Raw genomic sequence first — 22,120 nt, forward strand, 5'->3', positions numbered from 1 at the left:
ATGCCCCCCTATCCAAGCGCTGCCTTAAGTGCTTCCGCTACCGTTCCTACTCCAATAATCTCGATGCCGTCGGGCGCCTTCCAGCCCTTCAAGCTTTTCTCCGGCATTATCACCCGCTTGAAGCCGAGCTTCTCGGCCTCCTTCACCCGTTGTTCCGCACGGGATACAGCTCTAACCTCGCCAGTCAGGCCTACTTCGCCGAAGATAACATCATACGGCTTGGTCGGCGCATCTCGAAAGCTGGATGCGAGACTGACCGCCGCCGCAAGGTCCACCGCAGGTTCATCGAGCTTGACGCCTCCCGCTACGTTCAGGTAAGCATCCTGCGTCTGGAGGAACATGCCATTGCGTTTCTCCAGCACCGCAATAATTAAGGCCATCCTGTGATGGTCGATACCCGTCGACATCCGTCTCGGCGACGGGAAGTTCGTCGTAGCTACCAGTGCCTGCAGCTCGACAAGCACAGGCCTAGTGCCCTCCATACTGGCAACGACTGTGGAACCGGAGACACCGAGCGGCCTCTCGGACAAGAAAAGCTCGGACGGATTCGATACCTCTCTCAGTCCTTCCTCCCCCATCTCGAATATGCCGATTTCGTTCGTCGATCCGAACCGATTCTTAACCGCACGAAGCAGACGGTACGTATGATGCCGCTCGCCTTCGAAGTAGAGTACGCAGTCAACCATATGCTCCAGGAGTCTAGGTCCTGCGATGGCACCTTCCTTCGTCACATGCCCCACCAACACAGTCGCAATGCCTTTAATCTTGGCCACGCGCATGAAATGTGCTGTACATTCACGCACCTGCGAAACGCTGCCCGGAGCGGATTCCACTCTTGGATCAAAGACAGTCTGAATCGAATCGATGACCAGAAAATCAGGCTGAACCGATTCGATGGCATCGTTAATTTGCTCCATATTGGTCTCGCACAATACATAAAGCGTTTCCGTAAGAGCACCCAGTCGATCCGCTCGCAGCTTCGTCTGCCGTACGGATTCCTCTCCGGATATGTAAAGTACTTTCAGGCCCTTCACCGCAAGCGCATGCGACGTCTGCAGCAGCAGGGTAGACTTACCGATGCCCGGATCCCCGCCAACCAGAATAAGCGAGCCCGGCACGACGCCGCCTCCAAGCACGCGGTTCAGTTCTACCATGCGCGTCTCGATCCTCGGTTCCTTCCCGCTCTCTATATGTATGATGGATTGTGGTTTTTCTTTCGTATGGATCGACGATAAGCCGACACCTTTCGTCTTAACGACCGTCTCCTTCTCTTCGACCATCGTATTCCAGGCTTGGCAGCCCGGACATTTCCCCAACCACTTTGGCGATTCGGTGCCGCATTCCGTGCATACAAACTTCAGTTTTATTTTGGCCATCCCGAACTCCCTTTAACAATTCTCATAATTAAAGTTTACCATTGTATGCCCCTGCAAGGAAGCTTCATTATTAACGATTTTCGGAAAAACTTCACTTCAATTCCCTTTTACTTTTAAAATACAAATTGGACGACGCAACCTATCAAGTTTCATCCAACAGATTTCAATGATGAGGTTGGTCAGCATCACAGAAACTGCAATTATCTACGAAAGGTTTAAGCACAATTTGATTATGCTGGTGAAAACGATTCCTTCAAATTAATACCAAGCTCCCTCAAGACATATATAATAAAAGCATCAGCTGCGTGACTAGATTCAGTCTTATTATATTCGTTTTTAGCATGATACAAAACACATTGAATATTAGACGTTATTCATAATCGGATAAATAAGGAGATGAAAAAATGAAGAGTTTTAAAAAGAAGATCATCTTCGGAGCTTTTATTGTATTTCTTATTACTTCTACGGCTATAGTATGGGCAAATCCATCCCAGTTGACTCCATTTTGGATGAAAGACGCTGATGACCATGTTAACCAAAGCATTCTAGAAAAGCAGAGTGCCGATCAAACTATCGAAATGGAATCCACAACGGAATCCAGCAATGAACAATACGTCAAAGAGGCCCACAATCAAACACAAGTCGATCAACTGTTAGGATTAGAAAAAGATAAAAGTCTCGGAATAGGTGTGTGGAAAAGAGAAGCTCTACAGATCATTGGAAAGCTTCCAAAGGACCAACAAAGGCTAACTTTTACAAGCGCAAAGGAAATAATAAATGGGTCAAAGAGTAAAGATGTTATCGATATCTCCTTCTCCTTTAATGAGATTGCCGGCGCGCCGGACTGGGAAGGTGGAAGCGGAATTAGTCGAACGATTTATTTTACAGACGAAGCAAAAAATGAAGCCATCTATATCTTGTATAATGACATAAAACATGTCTTCACAGACAACGCAGGTAATCAGGTCAGCATCAGTCTGCTAGATGAAAACAAGAATGTATCACCCTCAGCAACGCAGCTTCCTGTCACGAAGTAATCGATTCGTTCTTTTTAGGTAAGGTAAAAAAACTTCATCCTCCCCTTATAGCAGTCGTACTTGGCCGTCTCCTCTTAACCGTTTATGTGGGCATACCTGCTACCATCATTAAATTTATTTTTAATTATTGTAATTCACCGGCCCCAGTTCAAACTGATAACCTGTCAGCTTGGAGACACCGTCTGTCGTAGTGATTTTGTATACGACGGTAATAGGCTGTTCCACCATGACAACAAGTTCCGCAATAAGTGTAGTCACATTGTCCTTTTGCTTCACATCGAGATGAACCACATTTTCTATTGAAACGATATTAAAGTCTTGAAAATAGTATGCAGCAATAATTCGATACCCGCCTTCTACAGGGTGAAATGCTTTTCCGGCTCGTTGTTGAATTACCTCTTCTGACATATAGTTTTGCAGCCATGACAGGATTTCCGCTCGTTGTTCTTCTGTATATGCAGCATGCCTATACATTGTCGTTTGATACGTAAGCTCAGCTTCCTTTACCCACTCGAAGGCTTGTTCCGCTGACAAGTTCGATAAATTCTCCTTAACCTTTGAATTCACTAAAGCAGGGAATGTCTGTGCCTGTAATGTTTCATTAAAGTTAGGGTGATATGCTTCACCTGGGTATATCGGTTCATCGTCGTAACTCGAAGTTTCTGATTCATCAGGGTAAGTTTGTTTATCCACTTCGATTCCTGCATTCGTGGAAGGCACCTTCTGCTCTGTACCACATCCGGCTATAACAGCAATTATAATCATTGTGAGTAGCATCGCTAGAAGTTTTCTCATAACTCTACTCGCCTCCTTTATTGATATTGAAGATAATGCCTCAGCAATCATCCATAACGTCAATTCCCCGATTGGAGGATATTAATTCCATATTATTTATAGACATCACAAATTCTACTAATGTTTCATACTCAGTAAAATTCGTTATCTACATACTTGAGAATAAACATGAAATAGCCCCGCATTTCGCACTTTGCGAAATACGGGGCTTCATCCATTGCTTGTAGCTCTCTATACTGTCTAATCACCGATAGCTCAATACCGATTGCTTCACAGCCTTGGATACCTTAGTTGTTGGCCGGTTGCTTCACGGCCTTGGATACGATCAAAGCGCCATCCTTCTCGTCGATCACGAAGGTATCGCCTTTCTGAATCAGTCCCATCAGCAGATCTTCGGACAGTCGGTCCTCGATATGCTTCTGGATCGCCCGGCGCAATGGACGCGCGCCGTATTGCGGATCGTAGCCTTCCTTCGCGAGAAATGCCTTCGCCGTGTCGGTGAGCGTGAAGTCTACTTCCTGTTCGCGCAGACGCTTGCGAAGCTCGTCGGACATCAGAGTCACGATCTGAGCGATATGTTCTTCGCCCAGCGAGTGGAACACAATCGTCTCGTCAATCCGGTTCAGGAACTCCGGACGGAAGCTCTTCTTCAGCTCAGCCATGACTTTGTCCTTCATTACTGCGAAGTCACGTCCTGCGTCCTGTACAGCTGTGAAGCCCAGGGACGAGTTCTTCTTGATCTGATCGGCGCCGACATTCGACGTCATGATGATCAGCGTGTTGCGGAAGTCTACGACGCGGCCTTTGGAATCCGTCAGTCTGCCGTCCTCCAGCACTTGCAGCAAGATGTTGAATACTTCCGGATGCGCCTTCTCAATCTCATCAAGCAAGACAACGGAGTATGGCTTGCGGCGAACCTTCTCGGTCAACTGGCCGCCTTCTTCATAGCCGACATATCCCGGAGGAGCGCCTACGAGTCTAGAGGTGGAATGCTTCTCCATATATTCCGACATATCGATACGGATTACGGCATTCTCATCGCCGAACATCGCTTCCGCCAAGGCGCGTGCCAGCTCCGTCTTACCGACACCTGTAGGACCTAGGAAGATGAAGGAGCCGATTGGACGCTTCGGATCTTTCAGACCCGCTCTGGCGCGTCTGATCGCACGGGAGACGGATTTGACCGCTTCCTCTTGACCGATAACGCGGTCGTGAAGAATGGATTCCATCCTCAACAGGCGCTCGGTCTCTTCTTCCGCCAGCTTGCTAACCGGAATACCGGTCCAGCTTGCGACAACTTGAGCGATATCCTCCGGTGTAACCTCGGAATCGGTACGTCCTTGTTTTTCTTTCCATTGGTTCTTCGTCACATCTAGCTCTTCCCGGATCTTTTGCTCCGTATCACGCAGCGCAGCAGCTTTCTCGAACTCTTGACTTTGTACCGCTGCGTCTTTCTCCTTGCGGATATCCTCCAGACGGTTCTCTAGTTGCTTCAGGTTAGGCGGAACGGTATAGGAATTCAGCCTTACTTTCGAACTGGCTTCGTCGATCAAGTCGATAGCTTTGTCAGGCAAGAACCGATCCGTAATATAACGATCAGACAGCTTTACTGCTTGCACGATGGATTCGTCCGTAATTTTCACACGATGATGCGCTTCATAACGATCGCGAAGACCATGCAAAATCTGAATCGCTTCTTCTACAGAAGGCTGATCTACCGTAATCGGCTGGAAGCGACGCTCCAAAGCGGCATCTTTCTCGATATATTTGCGGTATTCATCCAGTGTTGTCGCGCCGATGCACTGCAGCTCGCCGCGCGCAAGCGACGGCTTCAGAATGTTGGAGGCGTCAATTGCGCCCTCCGCGCCGCCCGCGCCGATCAGCGTATGCAGCTCGTCAATGAACAGAATGATGTTGCCCGCTTGGCGGATCTCATCCATAATTTTTTTCAAACGGTCCTCGAACTCGCCACGGTACTTCGTACCAGCAACGACTGAGCCCATATCCAGCGTCATGACGCGCTTATCGCGCAGTGTCTCCGGAATTTCGTTAGCGATAATCTTCTGCGCCAGTCCTTCGGCAATTGCTGTCTTACCAACACCTGGCTCGCCTATCAGAACCGGGTTGTTTTTAGTACGACGGCTAAGTACCTGGATGACACGTTCAATTTCTTTGCTGCGACCGATAACCGGGTCAAGGTTGCCTTCCTTCGCATAAGCCGTCAAGTCTCTCGCGAGTCCGTCCAGCGTAGGCGTGCTGACATTGGCTTGCGATCCATGGTTGCTGGATACCGCTTCGCTGCTGCCAAGCAATTGAAGCACTTGCTGACGAGCCTTGTTCAAGCTGATGCCGAGATTGTTCAGCACGCGTGCCGCCACGCCTTCGCCTTCACGAATAAGGCCAAGAAGGATATGCTCTGTGCCTACGTAGGTATGGCCCAGCTTTCTGGCTTCATCCATCGATAGCTCAATGACTTTTTTCGCTCTTGGCGTGTAGGCGATATTGTTCGGCTGTTCCTGTCCACGACCGATCAACGCTTCTACTTCGTCCTGAATTTTCTCCAGACCTAGACCAAGCCCAATTAGTGCTTTGGCTGCAATGCCTTCCCCTTCCCGAATCAATCCTAGCAAAATATGCTCTGTGCCTATATTGTTATGTCCGAGACGTACCGCTTCCTCTTGTGCAAGCGCCAGTACCTTCTGCGCACGTTCCGTGAATCTACCGAACATCATTGTTCAACACCCCCATGATCATTTTTGCCGCTTAATTGGCCCCGTATAAGCTCCGCCCTTCGGTAATCTCGCTGCTCGGCATTCATCTTCTCATTGAAAGCCTGTTGCAAGAAACCCGGCTGGGTCATAACGAGCAATTCATTCAGCACTTGCGGCGTTACATCCTTCAGCAGACCAAGGTCTGCTCCGAGCCTGACATCTGACAGACGCTGTGCCGCTTCCTTGGAATCCATAATCACAGCATGAGACAAAATCCCGTATGATCTTCTCACCCGGTCTTCAATTCTCATCCGCGATTCTTCCAACAGCCGCTTCCTCGCCGCTCGTTCATGCTCGATAATTTGCTTCGCGACACCGTGCAGGTTCTCGATGATCTCATCTTCAGACTGACCTAGCGTCGTCTGATTGGAGATTTGGAACAGATTGCCTAGCGCCTCGCTGCCTTCCCCATACAATCCTCTAACCGCTAATCCCACTTGCGTAACAGCCGTTAAGATCCGGTTAATATGCTGCGTCAAAACTAATGCCGGCAAATGCATCATGACGGATGCCCGTATGCCCGTTCCCACATTCGTCGGACAGGTTGTGAGATAGCCGCGCTTCTCATCGAACGCGTAATCTGCCGCTTCCTCAAATATATCGTCAATTCCGCTCGCCAACGTCCATGCTTCGCCGATCTGAAATCCGGGATACAAACATTGGATGCGCAAATGGTCTTCTTCGTTAATCATGATGCTAACTGCTTCGTCTTCACTCAGAATAACGGCGCCCCCGCGTGACTCATTAGCCAGATTCGGGCTAATCAGATGCTTCTCCACAAGTACTCGCTTATCCAGCTCGCTAAGATCGGAGAGCAATATCGTATCGAAGCTGCCGTATGCGTTCAGTTGCCCCGATAAACTTACCTCGGCAAGCTGATCCAGCACTTCCGTCGCCTGCTCGCCAGTTGCCAGCAGAGGGAACGGCTGATGACGCAAATTGCGCGCCACACGCACTCTGCTGCTAATGACCACGTCAGAATCGGGACCCGCGCCCCTCATCCAATCGCTGAGCGCATCCTCTGAGAATCGATGCTTCGTCAACAGGCTCACTCCTTTGCGTCATAGCTATAACTACAGTTCAGCAAGCTTCCGCTCCAGTTCGCGTATGCGATCCCGAAGCTCGGCCGCGTTCTCGAATTCCTCTTGTTCAATATAACTGTGCATATCTTTCCTAAGCTGCTCAATCTCTCGCTTGCATTGAATCTGTCCACCGGAACGCTTCGGAATTTTGCCGCTATGGGTCGTGCTGCTGTGTACTCGCTTGAGCAGCGGATCGAGTCGATCAGAGAATGCGCTGTAGCAAGAGCTGCACCCGAATCGGCCGATCTTGCTGAATTGCGCATACGTTAACCCGCATTCCTCGCAGTGTACGGGGTGCGGCGTCGATTCTGGCGCTGCCGAACTCGGCGAATTGAAATCAAGCAATCCGGAGAGAAGGCTATGAATGGAGAAGCTGTTCGGTGTGCCTGGAATGCCTTCGCCCTTCTCACGGGCGCAGCTTTCGCAAATATGGAACTCCGTCTTCTCGCCATTCACAATTTTCGTAAAATGAAGCGTAGCCGGCCTCTTGCCGCATTCTTGGCAGAACAAAACACGTCCCCCTTCCTATTTGACCAGTAGCGAAATCAGCATCGAACGCAGAAGTCTTGCACGTATCTCATCGCGCATGGGCAGCATAAGCGCTATCGTATCGCGATGGATGGCCGCACCCAGCAGATTCGCCTCTCGCTTCGTAATGAGTCCTGCTTCCAGAAGCTGATAAATCAGCCCTTCAGCGGCTCCCTGATCGACGCTATTCCCTACGGTCTGCTCAATGTGGTACTGGATTGTCTTCAGCGCCGGCAAGTTAACACGTTGGATTCGAATGTAACCCCCGCCTCCGCGCTTGCTTTCAACCATGTAGCCTTTCTCCAGCGTAAACCGGGTACTGATCACATAATTGATCTGCGACGGGACGCAAGAAAACTTATCCGCGAGCTCGTTGCGCTGAATCTCTACGGCGCTTTCGCCGCTGTCATCCAGCATATGCTTCAAATACTGTTCAATGAGATCGGAAATGTTACGCAAACCACCAACCTCCCTGATCTTGCGCCAAACGAAAGTCTTTCGTCGAGAAAGAAGCTGACTTCCACCTCCACTGACTTTGACTTTCTTTGACTTTAACTTTATTATACGCAAAATTTACTGGAGGTCAATACAACGGAGTTTAAATTTTCTGAATATTTATAGAGATGTAAAAATCGGCACATCGCTACTATCTAGCTTGATGCGCCGAAGCTTGGTTTATACCTGTATTTAACGACGATTGGATTAAAAGTCCCCTTCCGCTCCTGTTCACCGCTGGCTCCGCAAACCGCAAGCATGACAATAACAGCCTGCCAGCTATTCTTTGGGCAGCACAACCGGATTCATAACCGGCGAAGAGAGAATGACCGACGTATTGACATTGCCGAACGGCATGAGCCGCTCCACCAGCAAGCTAAGCGCATCCATCCCGGTGACAGCCGCTTTCAATATATAACTGACCGTTCCCGTGACACGATGGCACTCCAGGATATCTGAATCCAGAACGATACGCTTATCAAAGTCGCTAGGCGATACCTTCAGCTCGCTAATTTGAATAATGACTTGAATGTTCCTTCCAAGGGCAGCTGGCGACACCCTTGCCGCGAAGCCGGTAATAGCCCCTTTCTCTTGCAGACGGAGAAGCCTCTCCGACACGCTGGGCCTGCTTAAGGCCAATTTTTTGGAAAGCTCGCTTACCGTCATGCGCCCATCTTCTTGCAACAATTTCAAGAGAGTTCGGTCCAAATGGTCCATCTTTGTAAGCCACCTTTCACTTTGCTTGTCATTCCTGCAAATAAGATTCAATGTTATCTATATTAACATGAAAATCGTTCAGATTAACATATAACCTCAATTAAACCTGCTGTATTCTAATTTATATAAACCTTATGCAGGTGGTGCATGCAAAATGTTGTTGTTTTCATGCTACAAAGTGAAGGCATCCTTGTGGAAATGGCTTCATATTGCAATAGGATGCTTCGTTACAGCTGGTGGACTGGTCCTATTAAAGCATTCCGGAGTTGTCACTGGGGGAACGGCAGGTCTAGCCCTCAGCTTATCTCCCATGTTAAGCATTCCGTTCCACTACATGTTCGCTTTACTCAACTTGCCGTTCTTTGTCTTTTCGTACTTTTATATGGGCAAATCCTTTACGTTCACCACGATGGCCGCGATTGCTCTTCTTACCGGACTGAGCTCACTGGATAGCTTGCTGCCCGCATTCACGATCCCGGCGCTTCCTGGCGCCATCATTGGCGGAGCTTTTATCGGAGTCGGATTGATCGGATTGTTCCGGAATGGCGCCTCGCTAGGCGGAGCTACCATTCTGGCGCTGTATCTCCATCGAAAGCATGGTATTAATCCCGGCAAAAGCAATTTCATCTTCGACTTTATCGTTATCGCGTCCAGTCTCTTTGTCTACTCGCTGACAAACGGACTACTATCCGTTCTATCGATCACTGTCACTTCGACTGTTCTGGCATTGCTCAAGCGGAAACTTACTACCGCCAAACCGCCGGAATCCAGAGCCATTCATACCGTACCCGTTAATTAAGCCTTCCAAAAGGCAAAAAGGAATCCCTAAGCATGCGTATCATGCATGAGGGATTCCTTCTTTATATCGTTCATAAAGCTTATTCCTGCCTGTACCATTCATTCAGCGCCCGATAGGCTTTGAGATATCTGGCGTAGATAGAATCATAGGCTTGATTCCGGTCTGATGAATACGTGATAGGTTCTGAGACGCTTACAAGTTTCTGCGTCATGATATCTTCCATCGTGCACATGCCCGAACCAACACCCGCCAGCATAGCAGCACCTATTGCAGCGGCATCGCGATTGTGCAGGAGAGACAGGTTTTTGCCCAGCACATCGCCAATCATATTGCTCCATACTGCATTCCGGCTGCCGCCTCCACCCAGATGAACCTTGTCAATCGCGTGGCCATCCGCCTCGAATACTTCCATGCTTTCACGAATATTAAACGTAATGCCCTCCATCACGGAATGCATAAGCAGTTCTGGTGACTGTCCCGTTGATAACCCGATCCAAGTCGCTCTATCATAGGCGTCAAAATGAGGTGTCCCGCTTCCCACTAGAAAAGGAAGGAACATTACATTGGCACTGCCGGGAACAATAGCCTTCATGCCTTCGCATAGCTCGTTGATTGCCGCGTAATCCTCCGATGCCAGCCTCTTTTTCCCCGTTAATAGTCGATAAGCCCAATCGATCCCCAGCCCTCCGGTAAAAACAGAACCCATCGCATACAACGTTCCCGGAATAGCAGAGGGATGATAGGTTACTTTACCTGCGCCGGAGGAAAAGGTCGAATCCACCCTCATCACTACCTGTGCCGATGTACTTAATGTAATGGCCAGCGTACCTGTTCGAACGGCACCCGTCCCGAGCTGGCTGCAGGCCATATCGGCACCTCCGGCAATAATCGGAGTTCCTTCAAGCAGTCCAGTGACGGCTGAAGCATCCCGGGTTGCATAACCGACCATCTCAGAGGAGGCATGGATCTGCGGGAAGAGGTGTGCAGGCAGTCCCAGCTCCTGAATGAGATCCATGGCCCATTCGCCTTTACTATGATCGTACAGCAAGCTGTTTCCCGCATCCGTCTGGTCCGTTCCGAGCCGCCCCGTCAACTTGTACCGAATATAGTCCTTTGGAAATAACAGTGTGCAAGCGCGATCCAGCACTTCAGGATGCTTCCTCTTGATCCATAGCAATTTCGCTACGGTAAAGGCATCAATCGGTTCATTGCCTGTTAATTGGAGGAAATCCGCCTTATATCGATCTCTGAGAAACGCCGTTTCTTTATGCGAGCGTGTATCGGCAATCAGAATGCTGGGCATGACCGCTTTCCCGTCCCCATCCAATAGAATAGGCGCACTCATATGACCGGAAAAGGACACGGCTCCTATAGCATCCGGTCCGACCTTCTCCAAACATCCTCTGATCGCTGCAGAAGCTGCCTCCCACCAGGATTCCGGATCTTGCTCCACCCATCCCGGATGAGGGGAGCTCGTTGGATAATGGCCCGATTCGGATGCCGCAATTCGGCCTTCCTTTGTCATCGCAATGACTTTCACTGCTGTGGAGCCGATATCAATGCTGAGTACCAAAGACACGCTTCTCATTTCCACTCCCCCCCTTTCGCAAAATGTCCCGCAGGCGCTTCTTATAAATGTTTTATACGTTCTCTATATTTATCAATGTAAACCTGATTTTTCTCAAAACCACCCGGTATGTTGCCGCTGACATATACAGGGGGTTCTATCCCCCGCTCGACCAGCTTCTCCGCTACGCTGGTCATGATCATATTCAGAATGACGCTGCCGATAACTGTCGAGCCAGACGCCATCTTCATCGAGGAGTCAGGAATCTCTACCAAAGCGTCCCCATGAGGCATATGATTGTCAATAACCAAATCTGCAATATCGCGCAGGCGTTTGCCGGACGGATGGCGGGTCTCGTCATTGAAGTAAGCGGAAGAACAAATGGCGACAACCTTCAACCCTCGTTCCTTGGCCGCTTGAGCCATCTCTACTGGCAGGCTGTTAATCCCGGAGTTGGATATGACAATGATGACCTCGCCCGCCATGACGTTGTAGTTATCGAGAATGACCGGAGCATAGCCTGTCATCCGCTCAATCTTCGAGCTTTTGACCGCTCCTTCGTGAAGCATGATGCTTGTCTCTAATATGGCATTGACCGGCACCATGCCCCCGGCTCTATAGAAAAAGTCTTCTACCAGCAGATGAGAATGACCGCAACCGAATAGATGGACCAGCCCGTCACGGGCTACAGAATCCGCAATCCAATCGGCTGCCTGCAGAATAGAATGGCTCTCTTCTTTCTCAACCAAGTGGATATGACCAATAATTTCATGAACAAATTTGCTAGCAAGCATATGAATACCCCTTCCTGATTGCCAACCCCGTTAACCGATAGTTGGCGGAATGCCCAGTGTGCCAAAGATTCGAAAGGCTGTGTGTATATGCTCTGCTGCCCGGGACAATGCCGGCTGTCCATGGCCCGGCAGCAGCATCTCCGGCTCCAAAGCTGCGAGCTGCTCTATACTTGCAGCAAGAGCGCTAATGGAGAAATCATGCGTACTGAGCATTGATATTTTGCCTCCGTACATGACCGTGTCTCCGCTAATCAAGACGGCCGGCCCGTCCGCTGTTTCCATGTAATAGCAGGTGTCGTAGCGTGAATGCCCCGGCGTATGCATCGCGGTGAAAGAATAATTGCCAAGTGTGAGCTGCTCCCCGTCCTGGATTCGAATAGCGGCCTTGCAAGGCGTCCAGCTATAGTCCGGCGGATAGAAGCCAGCCAATCTGGCCCGGGGGAGGTCGATTGCTGCCTCATCTCCCTCTTCAAGAACGGGAGCCGCCTCATCCAGCAAGACCACCTGCGCGCCGGTACGTCGAACAATCTCCGCTGCCCCTCCAGAATGATCGGCATGCAGATGGGTGAGCAGAATATGTGTCACATCTGCCATGCTGATGTGATGCTCTTCCAGATGGCTTGCCATCTCATCCACGGACAAGCCTGTACCGCTATCGATCAACGCGATGCCTTCTCCCGTATCCACCGCATAGACATTGCAGTCGGCCGGATGTGTCCAGTCGAAGCCCAGCTTCCCGCTTCCTATCAAGTAAATATCTCTGCTTATCCTCATCTCAATCCTTGACCTGCACAATCCATGCGAGTTCGACAGCTGCCCGATCCAGCGTCAATCTCCGAAGTTGCGCCTTCAATTGGGACTCCCGGGATGATACTTTCTAATGCCGTTCCCGGCAAGCTGGACCGTTTCCCCCATACGGGCCGCATCCACAATCGCTTCGGCAATTTCCATCACATGCACCGAATCAGAAAGCGGCATAATCGACGACGGTTGGTTCTTCCTAATCTGATTCACAAAATGAGTGAGCTCACTCAGAATGGCACCGCCAATTCCTTCTGGTCCTGTCGGCCATAACGTTGTCTCCGGATGCTGCAATCCGCTATCCGTCCAGATTGTAAAGCCAGGATGTGCTAGATTGAACTTCGCTGTCCCTTTATCCCCGATCACTTCGATCTCGGCATCGATTGTACCGTCCAGCTCTAATGTCTCCACCAAATTTTGCGGACCGCCGGAAGGAACCATCCAGCTGGAATCCAGTGAAGCGACCAGCCCATTCTCGAATACCAGGACGGCAGAGAACAAATCAGGATGTACATAACCGCTCATATTTCGTTCAAATGCAGATACCCGAACACATCTGCAGCCGGCGTACCAGACGATAAGATCCAACTCATGCACCCCTGATTCATACACAGGATGCACGCGGTTGCCAAAGGAATGAAACCATGAGCGGCTGAAATTCCGTTTGGAGCGAATAGTCGCCACGTTTCCCAGCACGCCACTGTCAATGCTGCGCTTGATCGCATAATAAGGCTGGCTGAAGCGAGAGATATTGCCGACCATCACCTGCCGGTTGGTCTCAGCCTGTAGATACTGGATCGCCTGGGCCTCCTCGCTAGTGACGGAAAGCGGCTTTTCCACAATGACATGCTTGCCGTACTTCAACGCCGCAATGACTAGCGGACCATGCGACCGCTCATCGGACACGATATCTACCGCATCCAGATCATCTCTTCTGATAAGCTCCAATGCATCTTGATAGCAATCCTCGCTTTTTATGCCAAACTCCGCCGCTGTTGCTTCAAGAACAGGCTGATAGATATCCGCAATCGCAACCACTTCCACATGAGCCAATTGGCGGAGCACCCGCACATGCAGCCTGCCGAATCGTCCTGCTCCGATTAATCCGATACGCAGCTTCTCCATGGCAACACCTCCATGAACCGATTATTTGACCGCACCAGCCGTAAGACCTTTCACGAAATACTTGCCGACAAAAGCGAAGAAGATGACAACCGGCAGCAAGGCAAGCACCGCACCAGCTGTTGTCCAGCCCCAGCGGACCGTATATTGACCCATAATAGCGTTAAGACCAATTGGGAGCGTACGCAACGTATCGCTGTTAATCAATACCGACGAGAATGCAAATTCCGTCCAAGCCATAATGAACGCATACACGGATATTGTAGCGATGCCCGGTCCAATGAGCGGCAATATAATCTGGAACAATGTCCGCATACGGCCCGCACCATCTATGGCTGCCGACTCATCCAGCGCAATCGGCACATTGTCGAAAAATCCGTGCATCAGCCATACGGAGAACGGCGCGGCGAAGGTTACATTGATGACTACCAAGCCCAGCAAAGAATTGACCAGATTCAAATCGGCCATTAATTGATAAACGGGAACCAGCAGCAGGATGCCCGGAAACACATACGTAGCCAATATGAGTCGGCTAACAAACTTGCGTCCCTTGAACTTCATCCGGTACAGCGCGAAGCTCGCCGGGATAACGATGAGTACGGATATGGCCATCGTGCCGATCGAGACGATAATGCTGTTGGACAAATTCGTCAAATAGGATGTCTGTTCAATCAGTTCTTGATAATGAATAAGTGTAAAGGTCTTGGGGAATAGATCCGGCTTCAAGATTTGATCGGCCGGCTTGAATGAAGATACGATAACCCAGTAGAAGGGAAAGACAATCAAAAAGGTCAGCAATATACCGATGATGTATCGGAATATTTTCACGACAGTCACCAACTTTCCGGTAGCGATGAGATAAGCTTGTTGCTAATCTTCCTTAGGCCCTGCGTATTTGAGGAAGAAGAAAGCGAATATGCTCAGGAATACAGCAGTAATGATCGAGGTTGCTGAAGCTTGTCCGATCTTGAATTGCTCGAATGCCTGCTGATAGATCATGACCGGTACAGTCGTAGAAGCTCCCGCCGGACCGCCGCCCGTTAAAATGTAAATCGTATCGAATATATTGAATGACCATAGTGTGCCGACAAGTCCTAGCGCGAACGTGATCTTCCCAAGCGAAGGGAACGTAATTCGCCAGAATTTCTGCCATACGTTCGCGCCATCCACATCGGCGGCCTCATAAATGTCTTGTGAAATGGTGGAAAGACCCGCCAATACGATAACCGCCATGAACGGGAACCAATGCCAGGTATTAATAAAGATAACGATCGGGAAGGACCAGAAGCTGTCGCCCAGCAAATTAATCGGTTTGTCAATAAGATGAAGCGATTGTAGCACGTTGTTAAAAATACCGTAGGAACCGTTAAATATCCATTGCCAAAAAATTGCGACTACAATTGTCGGTATAATCCAAGGGATGATTATCCAGTTGCGTGCGAAATTCGTCATACGCGATGCTTTGTTTAACAACAACGCTACGCTGAAGGCAAGCACTGTCTGCATCAAGCCGTTGCCAAACACCCATATCAAGCTCTTCTTCCAAGCCGTCCAGTAAGCGCTTGACGTTAACGTGGATTTGTATTGATCCAATCCGACGAACGTACCTTTTGTACCGATAAACCCAGTGCTATAGAAGCTTTCTTTGATTACACTAAATAAAGGAATAAATATAGTCACCACGATCCAAATCACAATAGGTGCAACTAGCAGATAGGGCAGCAGTTTGTTAAACCTTTTACCTTTGCCTAACATCTCCAAGCTTGTTCACTCCCCTGGAGGGATGAGAAGGGGCATGACTATACCTCACACCCCTGCCCATCAAACCCCTCGTCCAATTATTTCACAGCAGTTTCCATTTGAGCTTGTCCCCATTCAACTGATTCCTCAATTGACTTGCCAGCTATGATGATATTCTCTAGCGTTTGGGCCATATAGTTAGGACCAGCAATCTGGCCAATCTTTGTTGCTACGCCGTCTGTGAAGCCAAACAGCGCTCCTTTGCTGGAAGCCTCGATCAGTACCTCAACTTGATCCTTGTATTTGCTAATAACTGGATCATTCCAGAAGCTGTCCGCCTTGCTGCCGTCTTCCGTAACCGGAAGGAACAGGCCCGGCTCCGCATTGACAAAGCTGCCGTAAGTCTCAGGCTCAAACAAGAATTCGAAGAACTTTGTGATTGCTTCTTTCTTCGCCTCATCTTTAGTAAGAACCATAATGCCGTTGGAATAGTAGATGCTTCCTTGCTCTCCGCCTTCCCCTACCGGCATAGGCACGACACCCAGATCGGAGGCAGGACGTCCCGATTCCGCTTCAAATGTCGACAAGTATTGACCCTTCTCGATCGCCATCGCCACGCTGCCGGAGTTGAACAGCGCTTGCGGCTCGCCCCATTGATACGTGTTGCTGTCTGGCGGAGAAAACTTCAACAGATCGGTATACATTTGATAAGCCGCAACGGTTTTTTCATTATTGAATGTGATCTCGTTGTTGCCATTGATGACATGCTTGGCTCCGCCGGATACTAGGAAGCTGTACAGTACCTGGTCAGTTGCCATCGACTTCGATGCCGGAAGAGCAATGCCATACTGGTTGCCGGAGGTCAGCTTCTCGGCAGCCGCCTTCAGCTCTGCCCAAGTTTTTGGAGGCTCTACGTTAGCCGCTTGAAGCAGATCATTCCGATACCACAGCACTTGAACCATACCGAAGACCGGAACTGCCCAAGTCTGACCGTCATACTTGTACGGTTCAAGGGCTGTATCCAAGAAACCATGCTTGCTGTTCAGGGTCTCAATAATGTCATCAACGGGTTGAACCACTCCCAGTTCTTTGATCAGAGTCGTATAATCCGGTATTGTAAAGAGCAGGTCCGGGCCTGTGCCCGTCATGATGGCCGCCGGGAATTTCGAATACGCATCTCCCCAGCCTTGAACTTGTGGTGTCACTTTGATGTCCGGATTTGCTTTGTTGAATGCATCCGTAATTTCCTGGAATCGCTTCACCCGATTAGGCGGCTCCTCCATGTGCCAAAGCGTAATTTCCGTGACTTTGTCTGCACCGCCCGTATTGGTGCTTTTCTCTTTATTTCCCTCCGAGCCGCCGCTATTCGACGAGCATGCTGCCAACACCGTTTGAAGCACGATGACCAGTGCGATCAGCAGCAAAAACTTTTTGCTTTTCATGACTAGACACTCCCTTTTGTATGATTTATTGCAGCGGACATATCCTTAAGGCCATGCCCGGTTACAATCGATATTATGGTGGCACTCTGCTCAAGCAAGCCCGTTTGCTGCATTTGCGCTGCTGCGGCAACTGCTGTCACGGATGACAGCTCGGCTAGCACGCCTTCGCGTTCCGCCAGCAGCCTGCGATAACGGATTAATTCCTCATCCGCTATAGCCAGTGCAATCCCCTCGGATTCTCGAATGACGGACAAGGTGCGCGTACCATCCGCCGGATAAGTTATCAAAGGATCGGCTATCCCCGAAGCGATCGTCTGAGCCGGATCGCTCCAAGGTTGTACGTCAATCTCTTCATCGCGGAACGCTCTCACAATCGGAGCACAGCCTTCCGCCTGTACGCCTGCCATACGCGGCAGCTTGTCCGTAAATCCAGCCAACTTCATTTCTTTAAAACCTTTGTAGATACCGGATAACAAGGGCCCTGCCCCAATCGGTACGATAATCCAATCTGGTACCTTGCCGAGCTGGAAGGCCAGCTCATAGGCAACCGTCTTGTTGCCTTCTACTGCATAAGGATTCATATAGGTGGATGTCAAATTAAAAGCTTGTCGTGCGGCAGCCATCTCTTCAGCGACCCTGTAGGCATCGCTATAATGACCTTTCACCGTATGGAGTACTGCGCCGTACTGCTCCATCGCGGATCGTTTCTCCTCTGGCGTACCCTCGGGCACATAGATCGCACAGCGCAATCCGGCACGTGCCGCATAGGCTGCGGCAGCCACGCCTGTATTGCCGGTTGAAGCACATACAACCTCGTTCAAACCAAATTGTACGGCTGCTGTCATGGCAACTGCGAGCGGTCTGTCTTTGAAAGCCAATGTCGGATTAACCGATTCCAACTTTAGAAATAAAGATTGATTATTGCCTGTATTGAATAGGTTGTTAGTGCGAATAAGCGGCGTACCGCCCTCGCCGAGCGTAATCATTCTCTGATTAGGCCATACCGGAAGCAACTCTCGAAATCTCCCAATCTCATTACCTGCTGCGGAAGCCAATGGTTGAAAATAGGCTTGGCTGAAAACCTGCTTGTAATCATATTGAATATCCAGAGTCCCCTTGCAACGACGACAAGTATAGATGGGCTCTATCTCATAGGTCTCTCCGCAAAACCAGCATACCGGTCGAAACGTATTCATAGCCGTTCTTCCTCCGCTCCCAATGCAGCCTGTCCTGATAGGGCCAATGCAGAATGAACATACATTCGATAAGCGCTGTGCAGTTGTCCAAGCTCAATATACTCTTCATCCGAATGGGCCTGTTCAATGTTACCGGGTCCGCACACGATGATTTCAGGACATATCTCTTGCAGCAAAGCTCCGTCTGTCCAAAATTGTAATCCAATCGGTTCAACATTCACCGGTGTATCCTCTGCTGCGAACTCCGTTTGATAAGCCTCCAGCATAGCTTTCACCAGCAAACTGTCAGCGCTCGTCCCCATTGGACCATGCGGTACGCCGTGAAAATTGTCTGCGATGCGAATCCCTCCATCAAAGTCGGGATGCTCTTCACGAACAGCGGCTAATGTCAATTCCAGTTCCGCCAAAGCCAACTCGGCTGTCTCTCCGGGCAACAAGCGCCGTTCAAAGCCAATGGCACAATAGTTCGGCACGATAACGGGTCTGGTTCCTCCCTGTATCATCCCGATATTCAGAGACGGAGAACCGAGCAGCGGATGATTTCGAAGCTTCAACTTCGGCAAATAATGATCCTGAATGTAGTTGATCCATCGTGAGGCCCGATAGATCGCGTTCACGCCTTGCTCAGGTACGCTTCCGTGGACGGAGCGGCCTGCGAAATCCGCTTCAAACCAGGCGACTCCTTTATGCGCAATGCCGACTCTCATACCGGTCGGCTCGCCGACGACAGCGTAATCAGCTCGAAAACCGCTGCGCGCCAGATGGTAGGCACCCGGGCTATACGTTTCTTCCCCGATTGTTCCCGCAAAGAAGACATCTCCAGCCATACTAACGCCGCTGCGGTGAATAGATGCGAGAGTCATCATCATGGCCGCAAGTGCGCCTTTCATATCTACGCTGCCTCTGCCATACAGTCGATCTCCGATTCGAATCGCCTTGAACGGACCTTTCATACCATAAGGGGGAACCGTATCTAGATGACCGTTTAGGAGCAAGGATTGGCCTCCTCCACTCCCAACAAGCCGTGCAAGCACATTGGGACGACCGGGGATCGCCTCTTGCAGCTGGCATTCGATCCCCTGGTCTTGAAACCACTGTTGAATGTATACGGCTAACCGCATCTCCTGTTCGGGTACCTCGCTATGGCTCTCAATCGCAATGAGACTTGCTAATAGCTCTTCAAGCTCTCCAGGGGCTGAGGCGGCCATATCCTGATTCATCAGCCTTGCTTGCCCCATCCGAATTCTTCGAGGTATTCCTTGGATTCTTCAGCTACTCTGTCGAAGTCTGTCATGCTCACGCCTGAAGGATCGCCGACACCGTACAAGCCCCCTGTCTGGAAGCCTTCCCACTCCACGGAGTTGTAGCCCTGGAAGTTGACTTCCTTAAGCGCTTCCGCCATTTCACGAAAATCGACAAAGCCTGCGCCAAACCATACGTGCTGAGATTGCATGATGTTAGGGAAACCAACCTCGTCTTTGACATGCGTGACACGAATTCGGTCGCCTAACTTGCGTATCGCTTCCTTAATCGGCATGCGCGGCTTAACGGTTGTATAGAACGTGCCCACATCTACACAGGCATAGACATTGGGACGATCAACCAGTTCAAACAGCTTCAGCATATCGTCAATGTTGTTAATGAGGGTACCTTGGATCAATTCAATGCTGACGTCGATTCCTTTTGTTCGGGCATAATCCGCAACCTCTTGTGTCGCTGTAACCACTTGATGCCATGCTTCTTTCCGCGTCATCAGGTTGTAGAGCGGCGGATCGTAGTAACCGTCTCCAATTAGCGTCACGACTGTACCTGCGCCCATATCGGAAGCAGCGTCGATCGCTTTCTTGAATTTGGCGATACCAGCATCGCGGTCAAAGTAACGCGGCGTTACAAAGGTGGTATGACAGCCGATAGAGGAGAAGGCCAGTCCTGTTTCGTCCATTGCTTTGCGTACTTTCTTAACTGTGTCGTCATATTCATGAGGCAATATTTCTTGAATCTTCGGATAGATGACATCGAAGCCCTCATAGCCGTAGGAAGCGATTTGTCTAATGCACCACTCTAGTGATTTATCTCCCCAGGAGTTCCAGGCAGGACCTGCAATCTCCAGTCTTCCCCACGGCATGTTTGGCCAAATCTCGAACGACAGCTTCAAATGATTACTCATATTGTTCCTCCTCAGATGTCTAGACGTTCATTTCGATTGTAAACTTGTAGCGATCTCCTCTATACAGGGATCTTACATATTCAACCGGACGTTCCAAACTTTCTGCATAAGTGGTCCTCTCGATCAGCATCGCAGCATCATGTTGTCCAATTTCGAGAATACCGGCTTCTTCCGGATAGACGGCAGCAACCTCAATGGTTTGAATCGCTTTCACCAGCTTAAGTCCGCAGAACTTCTCCAGCACTTCGTATAACGAGACATTCTCCATATCCATGCCATGAAGCGGTTTCGCCAGATCGTACACAAGATAAGAGCGCTCTAAAGCCATCGGCTCGCCATCTGCCGTACGCACCCGTACGATCTCCAGTACTTCTTCACCTGTCTCCAATTGAAGCTGTGCGGCAACTTGCTTGCTGGAAGGAATCACTTGTATGGATACAACCTGCGCGCCTGGAACGGCCCCTCGATTCTGCATATCTGTACTAAAGTTAGTCAGTTTCGTTAGCGGCTGCTCAATTTTTGGCGTGGACACGAATGTACCAACACCACGTTGGCGATACAATAGACCTTCCTGTACCAGTTCATTAATGGCTTGCCTTACTGTCAAACGATTAATCTCAAATTCTTCTGACAACTCACGTTCAGAAGGAATCAACTCATCCGGCTTATAATGGTCCGATTGAATCTGATTCCGCAAATACTCCTTTACTTGAAAGTAAAGAGGCAGTACGCTATTGCGATCGATAAAACCTTTCAAGTCTTTCATGGCATCACCCCATTCACGTCATATAGTGAAGTAGTCATCTATACCAGTTGTTGAGTTTAATATATTTCAAGCCTCACATATTTGTCAATATAATTTTTTAATGGTTAAAATTCGGAATCCTTTAAATTCGCACAATTTCACTGCTTAAATAGTTGTTATAAATTCAAATATTCTAAAAGTTCAATAAAATGATTGCGATTTCACATAATAATTCATATTTCTAGCTGAATCTTATTGTTTTATAAAAGTTGTAGCTATCAACATTTTCACATCAAAAAAGCCTGTTGCAGCGACTGCAACAGGTGATCTTTAAGCAATTTATACACTCTCCCGTGGAGAGTGATCTTTTGAACTTTAGTTTTTGCTCCTTAAAAGTAATAAGCCTACCGTATCCGTTAAGGTAGGCTTCTGTGCTTGGCGATGTCCATTCCGCACCGGATGAATAGGCTGCGAAGCGTTACCTCACGGTCGGCGTCTGAACCTACCGCTAAGGCCGGGCCGGCATCGTCGAGCTGCTTCGATCAGAGGTTCGGACACTCTCCCTGTTGGGAGAGGGAAGTCACCAAGCCGTTCGTACAAGGCTATATCTGTACGAACAACAAAAAACCTACCGCAACAAAGTGCGGTAGGTTATCTGTGCTTGGCGACGTCCTGCTCTCCCAGGACCCTGCGGTCCAAGTACCATCGGCGCTGAAGGGCTTAACGGTCGTGTTCGGTATGGGAACGCGTGGTTCCCCTTCGCCGTCATCACCAAACGATCAAGGGTTTGCACCTTGAAAACTGGATACGAAAGTAGCTGTTTTACGCTTTAGCTTGTCTGTGGCTTGTATGAACCACAAACGATTAGGATAAGCCCTCGACCGATTAGTATTCGTCAGCTCCACACATTGCTGTGCTTCCACCCCGAACCTATCAACCTCGTCGT

The 22,120-nt window shown here is 49.6% G+C and carries 20 protein-coding genes and 2 rRNA genes; 2 read left to right on the forward strand and 20 right to left on the reverse strand.

Annotated features, from left to right (window positions below):
• Nucleotides 1–8: 8 nt before the first annotated feature.
• Nucleotides 9–1,376: a DNA repair protein RadA gene (gene radA / locus DX130_RS25955; protein WP_116050302.1), complete on the reverse strand. Its 1,368-nt coding sequence runs from the start codon at nt 1,374–1,376 to the stop codon at nt 9–11.
• A gap of 404 nt (nt 1,377–1,780) precedes the next feature.
• On the opposite strand from radA, the gene DX130_RS25960 reads away from it, so the two are divergent.
• Complete coding sequence (locus tag DX130_RS25960; RefSeq protein WP_116050304.1) at nt 1,781–2,413, forward strand: hypothetical protein; 633 nt, start codon at nt 1,781–1,783, stop codon at nt 2,411–2,413.
• A gap of 120 nt (nt 2,414–2,533) precedes the next feature.
• On the opposite strand, the gene DX130_RS25965 is transcribed toward DX130_RS25960, so the two are convergent.
• The 6 genes from DX130_RS25965 to DX130_RS25990 form a co-directional block, all read right to left on the reverse strand.
• On the reverse strand, nt 2,534–3,208 hold the full coding sequence (locus DX130_RS25965; RefSeq protein ID WP_116050306.1) for a hypothetical protein: 675 nt from the start codon (nt 3,206–3,208) through the stop codon (nt 2,534–2,536).
• A gap of 287 nt (nt 3,209–3,495) precedes the next feature.
• The gene (clpC, locus tag DX130_RS25970; RefSeq protein WP_116050307.1) at nt 3,496–5,940 is read right to left on the reverse strand and encodes an ATP-dependent protease ATP-binding subunit ClpC; all 2,445 of its coding nucleotides are present in this window, start codon (nt 5,938–5,940) and stop codon (nt 3,496–3,498) included.
• Nucleotides 5,937–7,022, reverse strand: coding sequence for a protein-arginine kinase McsB (locus tag DX130_RS25975; protein ID WP_116050309.1), 1,086 nt, complete (start codon nt 7,020–7,022; stop codon nt 5,937–5,939). The genes clpC and DX130_RS25975 overlap by 4 nt, the downstream gene beginning before the upstream one ends.
• Nucleotides 7,023–7,052: 30 nt before the next feature.
• Nucleotides 7,053–7,571, reverse strand: a complete 519-nt coding sequence (locus tag DX130_RS25980) for a protein-arginine kinase activator protein McsA (RefSeq protein WP_116050311.1) — start codon at nt 7,569–7,571, stop codon at nt 7,053–7,055.
• A gap of 15 nt (nt 7,572–7,586) precedes the next feature.
• Nucleotides 7,587–8,048: a CtsR family transcriptional regulator gene (locus DX130_RS25985; RefSeq protein ID WP_116050312.1), complete on the reverse strand. Its 462-nt coding sequence runs from the start codon at nt 8,046–8,048 to the stop codon at nt 7,587–7,589.
• A 315-nt stretch (nt 8,049–8,363) separates the two neighbouring features.
• Nucleotides 8,364–8,801, reverse strand: a complete 438-nt coding sequence (locus DX130_RS25990; RefSeq protein WP_116050314.1) for an Lrp/AsnC family transcriptional regulator — start codon at nt 8,799–8,801, stop codon at nt 8,364–8,366.
• 154 nt (nt 8,802–8,955) lie between these two features.
• Here DX130_RS25990 and DX130_RS25995 point away from each other — a divergent pair, with 154 nt between their 5' ends.
• Nucleotides 8,956–9,600 (forward strand): YitT family protein, encoded by a 645-nt coding sequence (locus DX130_RS25995; protein ID WP_116050316.1) that lies wholly within the window; start codon nt 8,956–8,958, stop codon nt 9,598–9,600.
• 79 nt (nt 9,601–9,679) lie between these two features.
• Here DX130_RS25995 and DX130_RS26000 read toward each other — a convergent pair whose 3' ends face one another.
• The 13 genes from DX130_RS26000 to DX130_RS26060 all read right to left on the reverse strand — a co-directional run.
• Nucleotides 9,680–11,188 (reverse strand): xylulokinase, encoded by a 1,509-nt coding sequence (locus DX130_RS26000; protein WP_116050318.1) that lies wholly within the window; start codon nt 11,186–11,188, stop codon nt 9,680–9,682.
• Nucleotides 11,189–11,229: 41 nt separating this feature from the next.
• Entirely contained in the window at nt 11,230–11,961 is a 732-nt protein-coding gene (locus tag DX130_RS26005; RefSeq protein ID WP_116050320.1) for a sugar isomerase domain-containing protein, read from the reverse strand.
• Nucleotides 11,962–11,991: 30 nt separating this feature from the next.
• Nucleotides 11,992–12,735 (reverse strand): MBL fold metallo-hydrolase, encoded by a 744-nt coding sequence (locus tag DX130_RS26010; RefSeq protein ID WP_116050322.1) that lies wholly within the window; start codon nt 12,733–12,735, stop codon nt 11,992–11,994.
• 75 nt (nt 12,736–12,810) lie between these two features.
• Nucleotides 12,811–13,887, reverse strand: coding sequence for a Gfo/Idh/MocA family protein (locus DX130_RS26015; protein WP_116050324.1), 1,077 nt, complete (start codon nt 13,885–13,887; stop codon nt 12,811–12,813).
• 21 nt (nt 13,888–13,908) lie between these two features.
• A complete protein-coding gene (locus tag DX130_RS26020) occupies nt 13,909–14,712 on the reverse strand; it encodes a carbohydrate ABC transporter permease (protein ID WP_206098892.1) in 804 nt (267 codons plus the stop codon).
• Nucleotides 14,713–14,754: 42 nt separating this feature from the next.
• Nucleotides 14,755–15,639 (reverse strand): carbohydrate ABC transporter permease, encoded by an 885-nt coding sequence (locus DX130_RS26025; RefSeq protein ID WP_240644709.1) that lies wholly within the window; start codon nt 15,637–15,639, stop codon nt 14,755–14,757.
• Nucleotides 15,640–15,722: 83 nt separating this feature from the next.
• Nucleotides 15,723–17,066: an ABC transporter substrate-binding protein gene (locus DX130_RS26030; protein WP_116050330.1), complete on the reverse strand. Its 1,344-nt coding sequence runs from the start codon at nt 17,064–17,066 to the stop codon at nt 15,723–15,725.
• 2 nt (nt 17,067–17,068) lie between these two features.
• A complete protein-coding gene (gene thrC, locus DX130_RS26035; RefSeq protein ID WP_116050332.1) occupies nt 17,069–18,262 on the reverse strand; it encodes a threonine synthase in 1,194 nt (397 codons plus the stop codon).
• On the reverse strand, nt 18,259–19,482 hold the full coding sequence (locus tag DX130_RS26040; RefSeq protein WP_165861456.1) for a M20 family metallopeptidase: 1,224 nt from the start codon (nt 19,480–19,482) through the stop codon (nt 18,259–18,261). The genes thrC and DX130_RS26040 overlap by 4 nt, the downstream gene beginning before the upstream one ends.
• Nucleotides 19,482–20,429: a sugar phosphate isomerase/epimerase family protein gene (locus DX130_RS26045; protein WP_116050336.1), complete on the reverse strand. Its 948-nt coding sequence runs from the start codon at nt 20,427–20,429 to the stop codon at nt 19,482–19,484. Before DX130_RS26045 ends, DX130_RS26040 begins: the two co-directional genes overlap by 1 nt.
• Nucleotides 20,430–20,448: 19 nt before the next feature.
• Nucleotides 20,449–21,195, reverse strand: a complete 747-nt coding sequence (locus tag DX130_RS26050) for a GntR family transcriptional regulator (RefSeq protein ID WP_116050338.1) — start codon at nt 21,193–21,195, stop codon at nt 20,449–20,451.
• A gap of 638 nt (nt 21,196–21,833) precedes the next feature.
• A 5S ribosomal RNA gene (gene rrf, locus DX130_RS26055) occupies nt 21,834–21,950 on the reverse strand.
• A gap of 89 nt (nt 21,951–22,039) precedes the next feature.
• A 23S ribosomal RNA gene (locus DX130_RS26060) occupies nt 22,040–22,120 on the reverse strand; the annotation flags it as partial.

Origin of the sequence: Paenibacillus paeoniae (genome assembly GCF_003388735.1) — a bacterium.
GTDB classification, from domain to species: Bacteria; Bacillota; Bacilli; order Paenibacillales; family Paenibacillaceae; genus Pristimantibacillus; species Pristimantibacillus paeoniae.